We start from the raw sequence: 19,207 nt of genomic DNA, 5'->3' as shown, positions 1-19,207 counted from the left end.
AGTGAAACGCAGTAGCGCCGATGGTAGTGTGGGAGTTCCCATGTGAGAGTAGGACATTGCTAGGCTTCCAATTAGAAAAACCCGTAGCTGATGCTACGGGTTTTTTGCTTTCTGGCGTTTAAAAAAGACAAAACCCATAACTAGCATGCACTAATAACAAAAGTAGTGTGACTTATGTTTCGACATGCCCATGTGAGAATAGGACATTGCTAAGCTCCTATTTAGGTCGCTCTTTGCCATCCTTGGCAACGCGACATTAGTATATCCATACACGTCAAAAACCCGTTACTAACGTAACGGGTTTTTTGCTTTCTGGCGTTTGAAAATACACCATTTATAACTAATTGAGCAGTAGCGCCAACGGTAGTGTGACTTATGTCCGACATGCCCATGTGAGAGTAGGACATTCTCCGCTTCTAATTAGGTCGCTCTTTGCCATCCTTGGCAACGCGACATTAGTATATCCCTACACGTCAGAAACTCGTAGCTGATGCTACGGGTTTTTTGCTTTCTGATGTTTGAAAATAGAGGTTAAATTTTCATGAAAATAATAATTTAATAATTAAGCTCTTAGCAACAAGGCGTGTTTATTAGCTAGGTAACTCAGAGGTTAGTACCCAATAGTAATTTAGCTCTTTCATTTTATTGACGAAATCATCAAATTTTAAAGGCTTAGTAATATAGCCACTAGCACCTAAGCTATAACATTCCTCTATTTCGGGTGCAGTGCTTGACGTACTTATCATCACCACAGGAATACCAGACAGGGCTGGATCGGCTTTGATTATTTTTAACGTTTCTATACCGCCTTGTCTTGGCATTCTAATATCGAGAAAGATAATATCTGGACGTGTAAATTGACTACTATCTTCAAAGGGGGCTTCATTTCTCAAGTAAGCAACCGCTTGTTCTCCATCCATAACATGCGCGATTGTATTTTTAATATTAAAATCACTAAAAGCATCCATCATCAGTTCTGCATGATCAATATTGTCTTCAACCATTAAGGCTGAAATTGCTTTAAGATTATCCATAATTTTTCCCTGTCTGTTTAGCGATACTAAAACGATTTAACCAGCTTGTTTAGCTATTACTTTGACTTTCTTAAACTTCAAGGTAAATAAACTTCCTACACCTAATGCAGATTTCGCTTCTATACTGCCTCTATGATGTTCAATAATGCGTTTAACAATACTTAAGCCTAATCCTGAGCCTGAGAATTTTTTACCATTAACTAGTCGGTTAAACGGCGAGAATATTTTATCAACGTGTATTGGATTGAAACCGATACCATTGTCTTGCAATGATACTTCAATATAATTACCGGTATCGTTCATGACTATGTCGATAATTGGTAAGTTATTATTAAATTTTATGCTGTTAGCAATTAGATTTTGAAACAAGAGTTGTAACAAAGCCATGTTACCTGAGATATTAGCCAGCTCATCCGGTATATTCACTTTAAAATCAGCTTTTATTGTATCTTTAAGTGAGGTTACCGCTTTAGTAATAACCAGCTTTAAGTTAACTGTTTCGAATACTTGATTTGCATAGCCTACAGATAAGTAACTTTGTAAGTCTGATACTAAGCTATGTACATCCGTCGTACTTTTCTCAAGGTAGTCGAACCATTTTAATTCATTGGGTGTACAGTCTATCCTTGAGGTTAAATCGGCTTTTAATGCCTTAGATACTCCCATAATACGACTAATATGACCATTGAAATCATGAGATAAGCTAGCACAAAATGCTTGCATGTCTTGATTATATCCAGCAAATTCTTGTTGGTGCCTAAATCTCTCGATAGCATAACAACATGTTTTATATAGTAATTGCGGTGTTAATTCGTCTTTGGATAAATAGTCTTGAACACCTTTGTTGAGCAATGATTGTGCAATTTCAATACTATTTACTGAAGTTAATATCACCATTGGCAAGGGATTAGTTTGTAAACTTAACCACAGTACAGTTTCGCTTATAGTTGAATCAGGAAGTTGTAAGTCACATAGACATATATCAAAGTGTTCCGAGGAAAGTCTTGCAGCACCTGTTGATAAAGTTTCTGACCTTACGACATGAGCATGTATTTCTGTGATGGACGCGAAAGCATCTTCAATAATCTCAAAATGATCAGGGTTGTCCTCTATTACCATTACTTTCATGATATGTGTTCTCCTATGTCATTAATGAAATGCGAATACATCCATGAAAATTAGACATTATCAACTTAGGTTGCTAATGTAAATGTGTATCAATTGTATTGTTGATTTTCACAAATGGTTATGGATTGCCTTGTGTTTAAAAGCAGATGTTCATACCAGGATGGGTATTAAATGAGAATTTTAATTGTTGATGACGATGAAATTGATAGTGCGCTGGTAAAAAGAGCGTTGAGTACATCTTTACAAAATAGTTACGAAGTGAAAGAGGCTGACTCTGTCGCCAAAGGTCTTGCCTTAATTGAAGCAGAAACCTTTGATGTTATTTTACTTGATTATCATATGCCTGAAGTTAATGGTATTGAAATGATTATCGACATTCGCTCTCGCCCTAATCTTGGCAATACCGCTATTATTGTTATCAGTGCAGCACAATACAGTTCAATTGCGTTGAACTGTATTGAAGCTGGAGCACAAGACTTTATCACTAAAATTGACATTTCATATGTCAAACTCCATCAAGCGATTATACATTCGAAGAAACGCTTTGAAATGGAGCAGCGAATGCATGAAAGCTACTTAGCTTTAAAAAACATGGCTGAAACAGATCAACTAACGGGTCTACATAATCGCTATTATTTTGATGAAACCCTTAAGTTTATGATCGCTAACAGTGACCGTTCAAAACTATCTGTCGGTATGCTAGCCTTAGATTTAGACGACTTTAAACATGTTAATGACTCACTAGGACATCATGCAGGAGATCAATTACTGGTCGATTTGGTTGGCAGAGTTAAAGAATGCTTAAGGATCAATGATGGTTTCGCTCGACTAGGTGGCGACGAATTTGCTATTACCTTAGCCAATGTCCATTCTGTTGAAGAAGTTAACATGATCGCCAATCGTATTTTAACTTCATTTCAAAAGCCATTTTTAATCGAAGGCCATCGTATTAAGTGTACTATTAGCATGGGGGCTGCCTTATACCCAAACGATGCGGATAGCCGAGTACAATTGGTAAAGTGCGCTGACATCGCGATGTACAGAGCAAAACAAAATGGTAAAAACGCTTTAAGATTCTATGAATCTCATTATCAAAATGAATTTAATCGCCGTTTTTTGATTCAAAGTGAAATGACGGAAATCCTGCGTAAATCATCGTTTAGACTATTTTATCAACCGGTATTTTGTGCACATAACGATCAAATTACCGGGGTTGAAGCCCTTATTAGATGGCCTGATTCAGCGAAGTCATATACGCCTGATGAATTTATTCCTGTTGCTGAAGAAACACGATTGATTCATGATCTCGGTCAATGGGTACTTACCACCGCGTTAACTGACTTAGCATCATGGCAAAGACGATTTGCCGATAATTTCTCTATGGCCATCAATATCTCAGCCTTACAATTGCAAGATCCTCAATTACCTAAAAAAATAAAAGATGAAACGGCACGGCACGGAGTCTTACCTAGTACCATCATCTTAGAAATCACTGAAACAGCACTTTTAGAAGACGATGAAGTTACGCGAGCAACACTTCATTCATTATCATCTCATGGTTTTCAAATAGCATTAGATGATTTTGGTATGGGGTTTTCTTCTATTGCTCATTTAAATAACTTCCCTATTGATATCGTTAAACTCGATAAGTCGTTACAAAACAAGGAGCCAAACGTTAACAATAAAAAAAGCTTGCTTGAAGCCGTTACTATTATGCTTAAGCTTCTTGATTTCATTGTTGTTGCTGAAGGTATAGAAACAGAGAGTCAATTATTAGTTTGTCATGAACTTAAAATAGATAAGATACAAGGTTATTTATTGGGTAAGCCTATGCCAGCACCTATGTTAGAAGAAAAGTTGCTTGCACAGAGCGCATAACTTAATGGTTTTATATATCACTTAATCCTTAGGTATAAATTGATATAAGTGGAGCGAGAAATCGATGATATCAGCTTTAATACCCGAGAATGAACTCGCTCGTTTGGCAGCATTAGATGAGTATAATATTTTAGATACGCCATCTGAGCTAGCCTATGATCAGCTAACCGAGCTTGTCTCCAGTGTCTGTGGTACTCCTATTGTGCTAATTTCTTTTATCGACGAAAAGCGACAATGGTTTAAGTCTCATTTTGGACTTGAAGTAGAAGAGACTCCCCGCGACATTGCCTTTTGTGCGCATGCTATTCATCAGGATGATGTCTTTGAAATACAAGACAGTCGTAAAGATAAGCGTTTTCATGATAACCCTTTAGTAACCGGACCCGCTCAAGTTATTTTTTATGCAGGTGCTCCATTGATAACACCTGAAGGTCTAAGGCTGGGGACTTTATGTGCCATCGACAACAAACCGTCACAATTGACCGATATTCAAAAAAAACAGTTAACCATTATTGCTCAGCAAGTTGTTGCCCATTTAGAGCTCAAGAAAGTGGCAGGTATCAAAGATAATCTTGTTTCGAAGTCACTGTCATTAACGAGTAACTTAGTGGCAAAAAATAAGGAACTTGAACAGTTTGTTTTTGCGGTATCACATGACTTGAAATCACCTTTGGTCACTATTAATGGCTTTACGTCTACGTTAGCGAAAGAGTTATTGGCTCACACTACTGAAAAACAGCAGCACCGTTTTAGCAGAATCCTTAAAAATGTTAAGCATATGGAGGATCTGCTGACTAATTTACTTGAGCTTTCTAGAGTCATGAAAGGGGATATCACTAAAGAACCTTATGATGTAACTGGCCAGATTGAAAAAAGTTGGCAGAGATTGTTAACTAAGAACAGAATATTGAACGCTGAGCTTATATTAACTAAACCCTTACACTCCATTTTGACTCATCAGCCACTTTTTTCACAATGTATCGATAACTTATTAAAAAATGCCTTGCAATATCGGAGTGTTGAGCGGAATCTACAAGTAAAAATTCATACTGAAGTATCAGATACAGCGATTTCTTTATTTATCCGCGACAATGGTTTAGGTATCGAAAAGAAAGATCACGCACGTGTTTTTGATGTTTTTGAGCAGATTGTTGAAGGTGATGGAACTGGAATTGGCTTGACTATTGTTAAGGCCGTAATGGAAAAACACAGCGGTTTAGTGACTCTAGCCTCTGGATTAGATCAAGGATGTTGTTTTGAATTGCATTTTCCAAAAATATAAATATAAATATAATCCACTAAATAATCCACATTAGGAATACCCATGAACGAATGGTTACAGCAATTTGCTAACCCCAATTTTATGCCGCACGGACATTGCTACCTTTGGCGACCTGATATCTTATGGACCCATGTTATTTCTGATATCACTATAGGTGTAGCCTATTATCTGATCACTATTATTTTGGGTATATTACTCTACAAGAGAAAAGAAAGTGTGCCATATAAAGATATATTTGCCTTATTTATGGCGTTTATTTTCTTTTGTGGTACCACCCATTTTGTCGCTATTTATGTAACTTGGTACCCCGCTTATGAGTACCAAGGCTGGATAAAAGCCTTAACCGCTTTTACTTCTATTTTGACTGCCATTGTTTTAGCACCAAAATTACCCGATCTTATTCAATTACCGGGTGTCGAAATTAAATATCATAAGGCACTTAAGGAAGTTGAGGCGTTAAAACATAAAAATGCCCAAATGAGTTCAGTTTATTCTGCAACACTCGACCGAGAAGAACGCGTCATCGAATTAAAAAAAGAAGTTAATTCCCTAATGGTCGAACTTAAGCGAGAGCACGTCTACGATGTTTAACTTCGCCACCTTGTCTATATTAAATTTTTATTGCACATTCGCTTTTATGTGGGATATCGATGAATTCTAAGAATTCGGTATTAACTGCGCTACTATTATTCTTCATCACACTAGAAGTACTTATTGCACTCGATTACAAATCGAAACAAAAAGACATGCGTGAGCAACGTGTTTCGGTATATTCGGCTATTATCGAAATGCAAAGTCAGATTGGTTATGTTGGTTTAATACATAATTTTAAAAATGCGATCTTACGGCCCAATGAACCGCACTATCGGGCTGATGCTTTTGAAAACTACCGTAAAGCAAACATCCAATTAGATAAACTAGAAGTACAAGGCGCGTTAATTCTCGGGCAACTTAACATGTTAGCGGTAAGAGACATGCTGGTGGCTTATAAGGAAAGGTTATCTTTGTTACCAGCCTTAACTGAAAAAAATATGAGCATAAGTGAAGTTGATAATTATTTGCGTTATGACGATGAGCCTTCTCATATTGAAATAAAAGTTGTTGCAGATAAGATTGCGATTTTACTTGAAGATAAGATGTCAGACTTACTTCATCACAGCCTTAAATCTGGCTTTATTGTGCTAGTTGCTTTGTTATTGACCTTAGTCGTCATTATACGTTTTTTCTTTAAAGATCAGCAAAAGGCACTCGCGCAAAGTACTATGTTAAACATCAAGATGGAAGGGCATAAAGTTGATATGGCTCGTTCGCAAGCCATCTTATTGAGTATGATGGAAGATGTTGAAAAAGAAAGACGCCAAGCGATTAAACTCAACAAGAAATTAGTTAATAAGAACAAAGAGATGGAACAGTTTATCTATACAGTTTCACACGATCTAAAATCGCCATTAGTCACCATTTCCGCTTTTAGTCATAAATTACAATTAGAAATTGTTGATAAGTTGACCGAAAAGCAAGCATATCGGCTGAGTCGCATCATCGAAAATGTTGATAACATGGAGAGGGTATTAACCGATTTACTTGATTTATCTCGTATTGTTCAACAAGCGATCGAAACCTCTGCGATTAATGTTAAGCAAGTAGTAGAACAACAAAGTGCCGTATTAGAAGAGGGACTTCTCAAAGCCAATGCTACTATTAACTTAGCTGACAATTTACATACCATAAATGCCAATGAACGCTTGATGTCCGAGGGGGTACTGAATTTACTTAGCAATGCTATACGCTATCGAGATCCAGCGACTCCTTTGCTTATTGACATATTTACCAGCCAAACAAAATTATCAACAACAATTCATGTAAGGGACAACGGTATAGGTATCGACTCAAAATACCATAAGTTAATTTTTGGTATCTTTGAAAAGCTTTCCGCAACAAAAGGTACTGGCGTTGGCTTAAAGATTGTTAAAACAATAATGGATAAGCATAACGGCAAGGTGCTACTTACTTCGGCACTGGGCGAAGGATGTTGTTTTTCTCTTGAATTTCCTAACGATGTCAAAGGTAATCATAAAACAGTGAATTAACACTGATAACAGATTCAAGATATTGCTCACACTAATTTTAGTGGGTTATTATTTATCTAATATCATTTATTTTTTTACTAAAAAGCCGCGTTTACTTATCAAGTAAACGCGGCTTTATTTTTTGGGTAGATAATATTACTTTTTCTTTTTACCAAATGGTTGCTTTGGCTTTCTATCATCAAACTGGTTTTCAGAGAAACGTGTTAAGCCTTGCTTACTTTTCTCAGCAGCAGAGCTTGTTGACGGCTTCTTGCCATAAGCTGTCTTAGTCGTTACTGGCTTTTTGCCAAAGGTGGTTTTATTGCCTTTAGCATTATTTTTTCCTTTACCGTTATTCTTATAGTGTTGCTGCTCTTTCTCGCCACGGGTTTCGTTGGGTACCAGACAGCCCGGTTTCGAACCAATTAGCGTTTTTCCTAAGCCCATTTTAGTAAAAGCTTGGCGAAGCATCGGCCAGTTAGCCGGATCATGATAACGTAATATAGCTTTATGTAAGCGACGCTGAATAGTGCCTTTAGGTACGGCGACACTCTTGCTGTTTTTATTTACATTTCGCAGTGAATCTATTTCAGTGTGGTACAAAGTGGTGGCATTGGCTAAAGGTGATGGATAAAAGTTTTGAACTTGGTCTAATTTAAAATCATTACTTTTTAACCAAAGTGCTAAGTTAACCATATCACGATCTGTTGTGCCTGGATGTGCAGAAATAAAGTATGGAATTAAATATTGTTTTTTACCGGCTAACTTAGAGTAATGATCAAACATTTCTTTAAATTTATCATAGCTGCCCATACCTGGCTTCATCATGCTATTTAAAGGACCTTCTTCAGTATGCTCTGGGGCTATTTTTAAGTAACCTCCAACATGATGTGTCGCTAGTTCTTTGACATATTCTGGATCTTGAATCGCTAAATCGTACCTAACGCCTGATGCGATTAATACTTTTTTGATGCCAGGTATTTTTCTTGCAGCACGATATAGCTCAATAGTAGGTGTATGATCTGTATCTAAATGACCACATATTGTGGGCCATACACAAGAGGGTTTACGACAGGTTGCCTCAGCTTTTTCGCTTTTACAATTTAGCTGATACATATTGGCGGTAGGACCACCCAAGTCAGATATTACACCGGTAAATCCTGGTACTTTTAGTTGAATATCTTTTATTTCATTGAGTATCGATTCTTGTGAACGACTCTGAATAATTCTGCCTTCATGCTCTGTTATCGAACAAAAAGTACATCCACCAAAACAACCACGCATGATGTTAACTGACGTTTTTATCATGTCATAGGCAGGGATTTTTGCATCACCGTAACTTGGGTGCGGTACTCGGGCATAAGGTAAGCCAAATACACCATCCATTTCACTTTCTGTTAAGGGGGTTGCGGGTGGATTTAACCAAATAAGTCTGCTGCCATGACGCTGTACTAGAGGTTTAGCAGAAGTAGGGTTTACTTCCTGGTGAAAAATACGTGAAGCATGGGCATACAATACTTTATTATCACGTACTTGTTCGAAAGTAGGTAAGTTAATATAAGTCGTTTCCCAAGGCTTCTTTTTATCGGCCCAAGATTTATTTTTATGTTGCTCTGCCCGATGCGGTGTCAGTTCAATCACTTGTGCTGTTTTGGTTATATCAGTGTCGGTGTTTTTAGCCGCAGCATCTGCTTCTGCACTGTTCTCAGAACAATCAGTAGAGGTGATTTCTTGATAAGGACTGATTATTGGGTCTATTTTACCGGGTTTATCTATCGAACGAGAGTCGATACCTTTCCAGTTGGGTAATACTTGGTTAGCAAGAAAAGCACTACCCCGAACATCGGTGATATTTTTAACTTCCTCACCATTTGCAATACGGTGGGCAATTTCAATTAAGGGGCGTTCGGCATTACCGTAGACGAGAATATCTGCTTTTGAATCAAATAATACCGATTGACGTACTTTATCTGTCCAGTAATCGTAGTGGGCAATGCGACGTAAGCTTGCTTCGATGCCGCCAATAATTACCGGCACACCTTTATAAGCTTCTTTACAGCGCTGAGTATATGCAGCTACTGCTCTGTCTGGACGTTTTCCGCCTTCATCGTTTGGCGTGTAGGCATCGTCATGACGCATACGACGTTCAGCGGTATAACGATTGATCATTGAATCCATATTTCCGGCTGTAACGCCAAAAAATAGATTAGGTTGTCCTAACTCCATAAAGGCATCTTTGGTATGCCATGCAGGTTGAGCGATAATACCAACACGAAACCCTTGCGACTCTAACATCCGACCAATAATTGCCATTCCAAAACTTGGATGGTCAACATAAGCATCGCCAGTTACTAAAATAATATCACAAGAATCCCAACCTAGGGTGTCCATCTCACTTCGAGACATAGGTAAAAACGGCGCTGTTCCATAGCATTCAGCCCAGTATTTTGGGTATTCGAACAATGAGGTTTTTACTTGTGTGAGCATAATTTGGCCTAGGATTGTGTAAGTAAGATTTTATTGTCGCTGGTCAATACAAAAAACAATAATTTGTTGTATAGAACAAGGCGCGCGATTATAGCAAATTATCATTTTAATTGTATCCTTTATTGATGCATGGGCATGATTTAAAAAGCCTCCTTACATTATGACGCAACTTTATTGCGGTTGGTCGCATAAGATTACACTTTGCCGCCAGTTAAATTTACTATTTGATTGTATAAATTTATCGGGTTGAGTATAACTAACTATCTGATGTCCACTCTCAAAATTCACGATTAAAATAAGTCTCTTACCTATGAAAATAAAAATATTAACCGCTGCTATAAGTTTATCTTTAGTTGCCTGTGTAACAACAACGGCTGATCAATCGGCTGAAAACATTTTAGATGATAACTACAGCAATAAATCTGTGGCGGTCGCTAAAGAAGTAAAGACAATCGCTATTGCTAAAGCCGTTGCCCCAAAAGAGTCTACGTCAGCAAATAACGACTTATTAATCACCTTAGAACAAATTATGTCTGACCCAGATTGGATGGGGCGTTCACCACAAAGTTGGTATTGGGGTGATGATAATCAGACTATTTTCTACAAACAAAAACGTGCGGGTAGTCCACTAAGTGATTTATACCGCCAAGCGACGTTGGACAAGGAAGCAGAAAAAGTTAAATTAGCGCAAATGCATGTGGTCAGTGATAGAAATGCACAGCGAAATAAAGCCAATACGCATGAAGTTTACACTTTTGAAGGCAATGTTTTTGTTAAAGAGCTGGCGAGTTTAGATGTTCAACAACTGACTTATACGTCAGCTTATGAATATTCAACGATGTTTTTAAATAATGGTAATGTCGCTTACCGAGTTGGCAACAAATTTTTTGAACATGACTTATCCAGTAATAAAATTATTGAATTAGCTAATTTACAATTAAAAAAAGATCCTAAAGACAGTGAGGAGAGTCAGAGCTATATTGCCAGTGAACAACATGACTTAATCGCTTATGTTGCCTTGAAAAAAAGAAATAGCGAACTGCGAAAGAATCAACAAGAAAAACTCAAAGCGCAAAACGCTACACTGACTAAGAGTGACTTCTATTTAGGGGATAATAAACGTATCAATCACGCGAGTCTATCGCCCAACGGTGATAAGCTTATTGTCAGTATTAGTAGCGGTGAATCAAGCCAAGCTGATAGTGATATTATGCCTAACTATATTGCCGATGATGGTCATATAAAAGCGGAAAAGGTCCGTCAGCGTGTTGCTGATAATCGTCAATATAATGATGAGCTTTTTTTACTTGATTTAAAGTCAGGTCAACAATTCCCGCTTTCTTACGACGTTTTACCCGGCGCTGATGAAGATGTACTTGCCAGTGTAAAAACTGAGAACTATCAACGTGAAGGTAAGGTTTATCAGTCGCAAAAATCACCCCGTAATATTCATGTTATGCAAGCTAACTCCCCTATTCAATGGCACGAAAACGGTAAACAAGTTGCAGTATTACTAGAAGCATGGGACAACAAAGACCGTTGGTTAACAACAGTTAATTTAATGGAGAATAAGCTAGAGAGCCAACATCGCTTACATGATGATGCTTGGATCAACTGGAGCTTTAATGAGTTTGGTTGGTTAAAAGGTGACAATACCTTGTACTACCTCTCAGAAGAAACTGGCTATTCTCATCTTTACAGTAAAAACTTAGCAGGTAAAGCCAAACAACTCACCCGTGGTCAATTTGAAATCAGTGATGTGAGCCTAACGCAAGATAAGTCGCGTTTTGTCTTTAAAGCGAATAAAAAACACCCTGGTATTTACGAAATCTATCAAGTAGATATAAAATCTGGTCAGTTTAGTGCTTTAACTGATTTAGGCGGTATGAATGACTATGCATTAAGCCCAGATGATTCAACTTTATTAATTGAACATTCAACAGTAGCCATGCCTCCAGAGCTTTATGTAAAAGCACTTAAAGATGATGCTACGGCGATACGCTTAACTCATACGGTCTCTGAAAAATTCTTAAGTATGCCTTGGACTGCGCCAAGTGTGGTTGCTGTGCCTTCTTCGTATCAAGATGAACCTGTTTATTCTCGTGTTTATTTACCAAAAGACTATGATAAAACGGCTGATAAAAATCGTGCGGTAATGTTTAGTCATGGCGCTGGCTATCTACAAAACTCACATTTAGGTTGGTCTGGGTATTTTAGAGAATACATGTTCCATAGTATGTTAGTGCAACAAGGTTATGTCGTTATTGATATGGATTATCGTGCTTCTGCAGGATACGGGCGCGATTGGCGAACAGCTATCTATCGCCACATGGGCAAACCTGAAGTACAAGATATGCGTGATGGCGTAAACTGGTTAGTTGATAATGCTAATGTCGACCGTCAACGTATTGGTACTTATGGCGGTTCATATGGCGGCTTTCTAACCTTAATGTCTATGTTCACTCAGCCTGATTTATTTCAGTCAGGTTCGGCACTGCGCTTAGTCTCTGACTGGGCCTATTATAATCATGGTTATACCTCAAATATTTTGAACACCCCTGGCGATGACGCTATTGCTTATGAGAGAAGTTCACCTATTTATTTTGCTGAGGGATTAGAAAAACCCTTATTAATTAATGCGCCAATGGTCGACGATAATGTCTTTTTTCAAGATACCGTACGTTTAGTGCAACGTTTGATTGAGTTAGAAAAGCAAAACTTCGAAACGGCTATTTATCCAGTCGAACCTCATGGTTTTGTCCAACCAAGTTCTTGGTTAAATGAATATCGACGTATCTATAAGTTATTTGAAAACACCTTGTAACTTATGTAAAGCTTGCAAGACTAAAGGGTTACCTTTCTTATGAATTAAGAGCGGTAACCTTTTTTTTTGACGAAGAAAAGAACGACACTCTACTCAGTGAAATAAAATGGTTACAGAAAGATGAAACTAATATTTGTGATGTTATTTTATCTCGATTTTATTGTAAATGCTCAGGCTAAAGCGGTTGTAAAGTCAGTTTGGGGAGCATAACTATTTCCCTTATGCCATTATCGAAAAGGGAAGATTAGAGTCAAGTATCATAAAAGATATTCATGATGCTATTACTGAAAAATTGAGCAGTCTGAGCAATATAAAATTTCAAGCTCAGTGATAAGTGAGCATAATATCCTTAGCGCACTTTCAGCTAATTCTAATATATCGATAAAACAATATAGTAAGACATTAATCGCGTTGAAAAAAGCAGGTGTTATCGACGATTTTTTAAGAAAAATAAGTCTTTACCTTAATGTTTTTTTTAGTGAAAATGATTTGATAGCCATTAAAAATAATATGGCAAGCACACCACCTAATGCCCCCCATAAATGAGCATTTATTGCTACATTAGCGCCAATCAAGTCAGCGACGTCTTCACTTGCGCCATAATATTGTTCGTGGGCTATCTTTAAAATTACTCCAATAAGTAATAAGTAACCGGTGCGCTCTTTTGCTTTTATATCCTCAATAGCGCCCCAAATAAACAAGCCATGTAAAATACCGGATAAACCCACGTATTGTTCAATGTTTGGCGAAAACCAATGGATGCCAGCAGCACAAATAACAGCACTTATCATAAACACAATCAGATAACTTTTAATGGTGTAGAAATGACCATGTAAAGCCCACAACATAATAACCGCTGCACTATTCAACAGGAAATGGGCACCATTGGTGTGAAAAAAATGTCCGCTAAATACCCGCCAAACTTCGCCTTGTGTGACTAAACTGCGTTGATAAACAAAAAAACCACTTAAACTACTATCAAATATAAAAGCAACCAGTGAAATAATCAGAACTATGGCGGGAACCGTTACTTGTTGAACAGAAATTGGAAAAGCAGAAAGTGACAATCGCATTAAAATAGGCTTATAAACAAAGAGTAAAATATATTTTACTGCATTTTAGATGTTTTTTATATTGAAAATATTCTTAACGTTTAATGGTGAACAGCGTAGACTCATCGTTAATAATTATCTGTTAAGCCCAAATTAATGTCCCGAGCATACTGCTTACAATGCGAACGTCCTGAAAAATCTTGTCTATGTCATTTAGTCACATCGGTTGATAATGATATTCATATCGTGATTTTACAACATCCATTAGAAGTTAAACAAAGTAAAGGCAGTGTAACCTTATTACATCAGTCATTAAAAAATAGCCAAGTTATTGTGGGTGAAAATTTTACTGACAATATTGAAGTACAAAGACTATTAGAGCATTATCATCAACAATGTGCTGTTTTATATCCGGCTAATGATGCCGTTGTTTTAAGTGTCAATAATAGTAATATAACAACACCTAAGTGTTTGTTTATCTTAGACGGCACTTGGAAAAAAGCGTATAAAATGTTTATGAGCAACACTTGGCTGCAACAACTGCCGCATTTTACCTTGGAGAATGATATTGTTGGACAATATCAAATTCGAAAAACAACTAAAAAGCACGCTCTGTCATCACTAGAGGCTTGTTGCTATGCGCTTAGTGTTTTAGAACACCAACGTGATGGAGAAAATAAGTATCAAGCAGTATTGGCAAGCTTTGTAGAATTTAATCATTTTCAGTTATCGTTTAACCCAAACTAGTTTATGTGTTTTTAAGGAAAACTATGTCTCGAATCCCACTATTTCAGCGTTTAAGTATGGTAACGCTATCACTGGTACTTACCTTTACTAGTCAAGCCGAAATAATAAAACAGCAAGAAGATCGTGAACCCGAAGCTGCTACGGGTGTTATCCATAAACAAGCAGTTACCAGCAAAGACTTTATGATCGCGGCAGCTAATCCTTATGCTAGCCAAGTTGGTTTCAACATCCTAAAAAAAGGTGGCAGTGCCATCGATGCGGCGATTGCTGTGCAACTGGTATTGACCTTAGTTGAACCGCAATCTTCAGGGATCGGTGGTGGTGCTTTTATTTTGCATTGGGATAAAAAGGAACAATTATTAACGACTTTTGATGGTCGAGAAACTGCGCCAAAATTGGCAACGGCTGAGCTGTTTTTAGATGATAAAGGTAAAGCCATTTCTTGGATTAAAGCCGTTGTTGGTGGTCGTTCTGTTGGTGTTCCTGGTGTGTTGTCAGCACTAAAACAAGCGCATCAACAATATGGGGTGCTTGCTTGGTCAGAATTGTTTGTCGAAGCCATTGAGCTTGCCGAGCAAGGTTTTATTGTTTCTCCACGGCTCGAAAAACTAGTCTCAATGCAGTTTAATCCAGGCATTAGCCAACTTCCTGAAATAAAGAATTATTTCTTCCCTAATAATATTGCCATAAAAGCCGGTGATCGTTTAATAAACAAAAAGCTTGCTGCTGTTTATAGAAGTATTGCTAAAGATGGACTTAAACCTTTTTATCATGGTTGGATAGCGGAAAAAATTGTTGATGCGGTGCAAAATTCTATCATAGCGCCAGGTAGGCTTACTCTGCAAGATATGGCACATTATCAGCCTAAACAACGACCTGCTGTTTGTGGTAGTTATCGCGACTTTAATATTTGTGGTATGGCACCTCCTAGTTCTGGCGGTGTTGCGGTTATTCAACTGCTTGCCCAACTTCAACCTTACGACTTTGCGAAAGAAAGCCCCAACAGTTTAACGGCCGTACATTTACTTACACAAAGTTCTCGTTTAGCCTTTGCTGATCGAGAACGATATATTGCCGACAGCGACTTTGTTAATGTACCTGTTGCGGGGCTAATATCTCCTAACTATTTAGCAAAACGCTCGAAATTAATTAATATTGATAAGGATATGGGAACAGCGCGAGCTGGTTTCCCGCAGGGCGCTTTAGCACAAGCAGACGATCTTGCTTTAGAGTTACCATCAACCAGTCATATTTCAATTGTTGATAAGCAAGGAAATGCGATATCAATGACGACCAGTGTTGAAATGGCTTTTGGTTCAGCGGTGATGGTGGAAGGCTTTATTTTAAACAATCAATTAACCGATTTTTCATTGGCGCCAAAAGTAAATGGGCAATGGGTAGCAAATCGCTTAGAGCCACTAAAGCGACCTAGAAGCTCCATGGCTCCTACGATGGTATTTAACCGAGATAATTCATTAAAACTTGTTGTGGGTTCACCAGGCGGTAGTCGGATTATAAACTATGTTGCGCAAGCCATTGTTGGTGTAATTGATTGGCAGTTAGACCCTCAAACGGCAATGAATTTACCAAAAGTAACCAATCGTAATAAGGTGACCACCTTAGAAAAAGGCACGAATATTGAATTATTAAAGCCAGCTTTAGAAGCCAAGGGACATAAAGTTATCGTTAGAGATTTAAATAGTGGTCTTCATGCAATTGAAGTGACAGAGCAGGGATTAATTGGCGGTGCAGATCCGCGCAGAGAAGGGGTTGTCTTAGGTTTATAAATCATTTTTTGACCTATCTTTTTTAGGATAGGTCAAAAGTGTATTTTAAAACATAGACTAATTTAGAAAGGGTCTTTTAATATTTTATCAATAACCCAATCGCCATCTATTTGAATAAGAGATAAGCGCTTAACGTCTTTCAAACGATTATTATCGTAAATACCATCAAAATAAACAGTAATTACCGCTGCGTCTTTGAACTGCTCACGAACTTTTACACCGCTGTCATCAGGCGATGCAACCACTGAATCGTAAGACATATTAAATAAATGGCGGCCAACAGCTTTGGGTGACTTGTAATGTAAGATAATTCGAGACAATTGTGGGCTACAAACTTTGGCTGCTTTCTTCACATTTTTTTCATTATAAAGTGCATCAAAAAAAGCGATAGCGACAACTTCAGGACTTTCTGAAGTTTTAATGTCTCCACTTTCTTCGTCACCACATGCAGTAAGTAGAAGAGTAAATGAGATAATGATTAATTTTAAATAGTTCATAAGCTGTAAATATTACCTGGAAAGTATCCTTATATACTACCTGAAATTATTAACTGATTAGTATTAAATATTATAAAAATTCAAATATTATTGAAATTTTATAGAGTAAGCCCAATATATAAACTATCAACGGGTCCTTAGGAGTAACAATTGCAAAATATCATTTTGAACTTTATTTTGTTCATCAGCTCTTTAGTATCCGTTAATGCTGTTATCTCAGTTCCTTTGTCATCTGTGATTAGCAACGATACTCAACAAGTAGAATACATAGAGTATTGTGCTGAAGCCCCCTTACTTATATTACAAAAAACACGTGAAGTTCAGCTATATAAGGCATTAAATGCTCTAAGTATGAGTGGAACTTACTTATATTCGGATTTGTTTCATGACGCTTTTGATTTACATCATGACTCCCTCATACTTGTCGATACACAGATAAGTAGGCAAAAATATAAAATTCAAAAGCAAACCTTTCAAAAGTCTGTGGTAACTATTCATCTACAATTCATTAAAACGCTTTATCAAGTTGAAAGTGAAAACCTCATCGCGTAATCGATTATTTTAATAAATATCCGTTTAATCATTTCATTGATTAAACCTTTTAAATAATTTGATTGAGTGCTCTATGGAAAATTTCTTTACGTATGATTTATATCTGGCGTTAGCGCCATGGTTAGTTTTTGCTGTGCTATCAGTATTGGCGATAATATTAATGAAGCTTGCTAAAAAACGCCGTGGTATAGCGATTGCCTTTGCTGTTTTTGTGCAAATGTTTTCTCCAGATCCTTTTGTGGAGAAAGCGATTGCTATGGTGGTTTCTGAAAAAAGAGCGATTAAAAAGCAGCAAGACGAAGATGGAGAAGGGCAGGGGTTAATAAAAAAGATTGAGTAAAAGCCTACATATACAAATGCCAGACGAAAACGTTCTGGCATTTTCTAAATAATATTGTTTATAAAGAACTCCTTGATGATTTATTCAATAAAGTTAAGATTTCTTCTTTATTCTTTAATATTTTTATATCACTAAATAATTGCTCTGCCTCAGGGTATTGTAATCTTAAGTAACGTAGCCACTGTTTTAATCGACTTGAAAAATAAAAGCTTTTATCGCCAATTAATTCAAGTTCACTGTATTGTTTTAGTAGAGAGCATAGTTGGTGCCAAGGCATAGGTTGTTGATTGTTTTTTATTACCGCTTCCAAGTTTGGCAGAGCAAGTGCGCCACGGCCAAGCATTAAGTTAGACGTATGGCTTTCCTCGATGCAACGGTGGGCATCTGCTAAGTTCCAAATCTCCCCATTAGCGAAAATTTCTATTGGATATTTTTTGACAATACCAGCAATGAAATGCCAGTAAGCAGGAGGACGATAGCCATCGGCTTTAGTTCTCGCGTGAATGGTGAGTTGATCCGCCTTGGCAGATGTTATTGCGCTTACTATCTCATCTAACAACGAGGCATCATCAAAGCCTAAGCGAATTTTTGCCGACAGTATCACATCTTTGCCAACCGCTTCTTTTACCGCTAGCACTATTTTGTAAATATCTTCAGGTGTTTTTAGTAATGCGGCACCGCCACGATTTTTATTAACGGTTTTAGCAGGACAGCCAAAATTAAGATCAACACCATGTGAGCCTAGTGCTATTGCTCGAACAGCATTTTCTGCCATCCAGTTGGGTTCTTGACCAAGTAACTGCATTCTCAATGGTGTGCCTGACTGCGTGTAACCTTGTTGTTCTAATTCAGGGCAAACTTTGTAGAAACATCGCTCAGGTAAAAGCTGGTCAACAATACGTAGAAACTCAGTAATACAAAAATCGTAATTATTTAATGAGGTGAGTAGACGGCGCATTAAGGCATCAGCAACACCTTCCATTGGTGCTAAAACAACTTTCTTTACTTGAGTATTCATAGATCAGCGAGTAACCTCAAAAGTGAGTGATAAGATTTATCTAAGAGTGAATAAATATTTTCAACCTCATTGAAATTTATTTATTCGGTGAAGGGTCTTTGTTAGTAGCTTACATATGTAGTGCCAAAATTATAATATTAAAGGAAAATATCATGAAAATTTTAAAAAAATCATCATTGACAGCTTTATTAGGTTTATTTGCCTTAACACTTGCCATTTCAGCTCCTGTAAAAGCAGAAATTAACCCTTTTGAAACTAAAAGCATTGTAACGATTACAGCGGCAGATGCTAGCGGAAAATGTGGTGAAGGAAAAGCTGACGAAAAAGCTAAATGCGGCGAAGGTAAAGCAGACAAAATAGGTAAATGCGGCGAAGGTAAAAGTGGTGAAGGTAAAGCAGACAAAAAAGGTAAAAGTGGCGAAGGAAAATGAGGTGAAGGTAAAGAAGAAAAAAAAGTTAAATGTGGTGAAACCAAAATTGACGATTAGACATGTGGCGGATACTTTTGAATCATT

16 protein-coding genes are annotated in these 19,207 nt (G+C 37.4%); 10 read left to right on the top strand and 6 right to left on the bottom strand.

The window, feature by feature from the left end:
* Positions 1-590 precede the first annotated feature (590 nt).
* The gene (locus H4J56_RS18590) at positions 591-1,034 is read right to left on the bottom strand and encodes a response regulator (RefSeq protein ID WP_182218067.1); all 444 of its coding nucleotides are present in this window, start codon (positions 1,032-1,034) and stop codon (positions 591-593) included.
* 36 nt (positions 1,035-1,070) lie between these two features.
* The gene (locus H4J56_RS18585) at positions 1,071-2,162 is read right to left on the bottom strand and encodes an ATP-binding protein (RefSeq protein ID WP_182218069.1); all 1,092 of its coding nucleotides are present in this window, start codon (positions 2,160-2,162) and stop codon (positions 1,071-1,073) included.
* A gap of 171 nt (positions 2,163-2,333) precedes the next feature.
* Here H4J56_RS18585 and H4J56_RS18580 point away from each other — a divergent pair, with 171 nt between their 5' ends.
* From H4J56_RS18580 to H4J56_RS18565, 4 genes are all read left to right on the top strand, one after another.
* The gene (locus H4J56_RS18580; RefSeq protein ID WP_182245067.1) at positions 2,334-4,040 is read left to right on the top strand and encodes a GGDEF domain-containing response regulator; all 1,707 of its coding nucleotides are present in this window, start codon (positions 2,334-2,336) and stop codon (positions 4,038-4,040) included.
* A 64-nt stretch (positions 4,041-4,104) separates the two neighbouring features.
* Positions 4,105-5,322, top strand: a complete 1,218-nt coding sequence (locus H4J56_RS18575) for an ATP-binding protein (protein ID WP_182218072.1) — start codon at positions 4,105-4,107, stop codon at positions 5,320-5,322.
* A 42-nt stretch (positions 5,323-5,364) separates the two neighbouring features.
* Positions 5,365-5,913, top strand: coding sequence for a hypothetical protein (locus H4J56_RS18570; RefSeq protein ID WP_182218073.1), 549 nt, complete (start codon positions 5,365-5,367; stop codon positions 5,911-5,913).
* A gap of 59 nt (positions 5,914-5,972) precedes the next feature.
* Complete coding sequence (locus H4J56_RS18565; RefSeq protein ID WP_182245068.1) at positions 5,973-7,409, top strand: ATP-binding protein; 1,437 nt, start codon at positions 5,973-5,975, stop codon at positions 7,407-7,409.
* A 135-nt stretch (positions 7,410-7,544) separates the two neighbouring features.
* Here H4J56_RS18565 and H4J56_RS18560 read toward each other — a convergent pair whose 3' ends face one another.
* Positions 7,545-9,875 carry a YgiQ family radical SAM protein gene (locus tag H4J56_RS18560; protein WP_182222930.1) on the bottom strand — a complete coding sequence of 777 codons (2,331 nt, stop codon included), beginning with the start codon at positions 9,873-9,875 and terminating at the stop codon, positions 7,545-7,547.
* Between the two features lie 310 nt (positions 9,876-10,185).
* Here H4J56_RS18560 and H4J56_RS18555 point away from each other — a divergent pair, with 310 nt between their 5' ends.
* Positions 10,186-12,699, top strand: coding sequence for a prolyl oligopeptidase family serine peptidase (locus H4J56_RS18555; protein ID WP_182218078.1), 2,514 nt, complete (start codon positions 10,186-10,188; stop codon positions 12,697-12,699).
* Positions 12,700-13,157: 458 nt separating this feature from the next.
* Here H4J56_RS18555 and rrtA read toward each other — a convergent pair whose 3' ends face one another.
* Positions 13,158-13,772 (bottom strand): rhombosortase, encoded by a 615-nt coding sequence (gene rrtA, locus H4J56_RS18550; protein ID WP_182222928.1) that lies wholly within the window; start codon positions 13,770-13,772, stop codon positions 13,158-13,160.
* A 135-nt stretch (positions 13,773-13,907) separates the two neighbouring features.
* Between rrtA and H4J56_RS18545 the strand changes: the two genes are divergently transcribed.
* Together H4J56_RS18545 and ggt are read left to right on the top strand one after the other, a co-directional pair.
* Positions 13,908-14,498, top strand: a complete 591-nt coding sequence (locus H4J56_RS18545; protein ID WP_182222927.1) for a tRNA-uridine aminocarboxypropyltransferase — start codon at positions 13,908-13,910, stop codon at positions 14,496-14,498.
* Positions 14,499-14,521: 23 nt separating this feature from the next.
* Entirely contained in the window at positions 14,522-16,285 is a 1,764-nt protein-coding gene (gene ggt / locus H4J56_RS18540) for a gamma-glutamyltransferase (protein ID WP_182259753.1), read from the top strand.
* 62 nt (positions 16,286-16,347) lie between these two features.
* Here ggt and H4J56_RS18535 read toward each other — a convergent pair whose 3' ends face one another.
* A complete protein-coding gene (locus H4J56_RS18535) occupies positions 16,348-16,782 on the bottom strand; it encodes a hypothetical protein (protein ID WP_182218085.1) in 435 nt (144 codons plus the stop codon).
* Positions 16,783-16,932: 150 nt separating this feature from the next.
* Between H4J56_RS18535 and H4J56_RS18530 the strand changes: the two genes are divergently transcribed.
* Together H4J56_RS18530 and H4J56_RS18525 are read left to right on the top strand one after the other, a co-directional pair.
* The gene (locus H4J56_RS18530; protein WP_182218087.1) at positions 16,933-17,334 is read left to right on the top strand and encodes a hypothetical protein; all 402 of its coding nucleotides are present in this window, start codon (positions 16,933-16,935) and stop codon (positions 17,332-17,334) included.
* Between the two features lie 73 nt (positions 17,335-17,407).
* Positions 17,408-17,674, top strand: a complete 267-nt coding sequence (locus H4J56_RS18525) for a hypothetical protein (protein WP_182218089.1) — start codon at positions 17,408-17,410, stop codon at positions 17,672-17,674.
* Positions 17,675-17,732: 58 nt separating this feature from the next.
* Here the strand turns inward: H4J56_RS18525 and H4J56_RS18520 are convergent, their stop codons facing one another.
* Entirely contained in the window at positions 17,733-18,692 is a 960-nt protein-coding gene (locus H4J56_RS18520) for a tRNA-dihydrouridine synthase (RefSeq protein ID WP_182230673.1), read from the bottom strand.
* A 152-nt stretch (positions 18,693-18,844) separates the two neighbouring features.
* Between H4J56_RS18520 and H4J56_RS18515 the strand changes: the two genes are divergently transcribed.
* A complete protein-coding gene (locus H4J56_RS18515) occupies positions 18,845-19,123 on the top strand; it encodes a hypothetical protein (protein ID WP_182259752.1) in 279 nt (92 codons plus the stop codon).
* Positions 19,124-19,207: the final 84 nt, after the last annotated feature.

The sequence above is a fragment of the Colwellia sp. BRX8-4 genome, assembly GCF_014077345.1.
Classification (GTDB): Bacteria; Pseudomonadota; Gammaproteobacteria; order Enterobacterales; family Alteromonadaceae; genus Colwellia_A.
The sequence above is the reverse complement of the archived record's forward strand: the minus strand, read 5'-3'. Positions and strand labels throughout refer to the sequence as shown.

Excerpts from the sequence above, each read along its gene's own strand:
- H4J56_RS18590 (WP_182218067.1), bottom strand. The coding sequence starts at position 1,034 with ATGGATAATCTTAAAGCAATTTCAGCCTTAATGGTTGAAGACAATATT.
- H4J56_RS18585 (WP_182218069.1), bottom strand. The coding sequence starts at position 2,162 with ATGAAAGTAATGGTAATAGAGGACAACCCTGATCATTTTGAGATTATT.
- ggt (WP_182259753.1), top strand. The coding sequence starts at position 14,522 with ATGTCTCGAATCCCACTATTTCAGCGTTTAAGTATGGTAACGCTATCA.
- H4J56_RS18570 (WP_182218073.1), top strand. The coding sequence starts at position 5,365 with ATGAACGAATGGTTACAGCAATTTGCTAACCCCAATTTTATGCCGCAC.
- H4J56_RS18560 (WP_182222930.1), bottom strand. The coding sequence starts at position 9,875 with ATGCTCACACAAGTAAAAACCTCATTGTTCGAATACCCAAAATACTGG.
- H4J56_RS18520 (WP_182230673.1), bottom strand. The coding sequence starts at position 18,692 with ATGAATACTCAAGTAAAGAAAGTTGTTTTAGCACCAATGGAAGGTGTT.
- H4J56_RS18525 (WP_182218089.1), top strand. The coding sequence starts at position 17,408 with ATGGAAAATTTCTTTACGTATGATTTATATCTGGCGTTAGCGCCATGG.
- rrtA (WP_182222928.1), bottom strand. The coding sequence starts at position 13,772 with ATGCGATTGTCACTTTCTGCTTTTCCAATTTCTGTTCAACAAGTAACG.
- H4J56_RS18535 (WP_182218085.1), bottom strand. The coding sequence starts at position 16,782 with ATGAACTATTTAAAATTAATCATTATCTCATTTACTCTTCTACTTACT.
- H4J56_RS18575 (WP_182218072.1), top strand. The coding sequence starts at position 4,105 with ATGATATCAGCTTTAATACCCGAGAATGAACTCGCTCGTTTGGCAGCA.
- H4J56_RS18580 (WP_182245067.1), top strand. The coding sequence starts at position 2,334 with ATGAGAATTTTAATTGTTGATGACGATGAAATTGATAGTGCGCTGGTA.
- H4J56_RS18545 (WP_182222927.1), top strand. The coding sequence starts at position 13,908 with ATGTCCCGAGCATACTGCTTACAATGCGAACGTCCTGAAAAATCTTGT.
- H4J56_RS18565 (WP_182245068.1), top strand. The coding sequence starts at position 5,973 with ATGAATTCTAAGAATTCGGTATTAACTGCGCTACTATTATTCTTCATC.
- H4J56_RS18515 (WP_182259752.1), top strand. The coding sequence starts at position 18,845 with ATGAAAATTTTAAAAAAATCATCATTGACAGCTTTATTAGGTTTATTT.
- H4J56_RS18555 (WP_182218078.1), top strand. The coding sequence starts at position 10,186 with ATGAAAATAAAAATATTAACCGCTGCTATAAGTTTATCTTTAGTTGCC.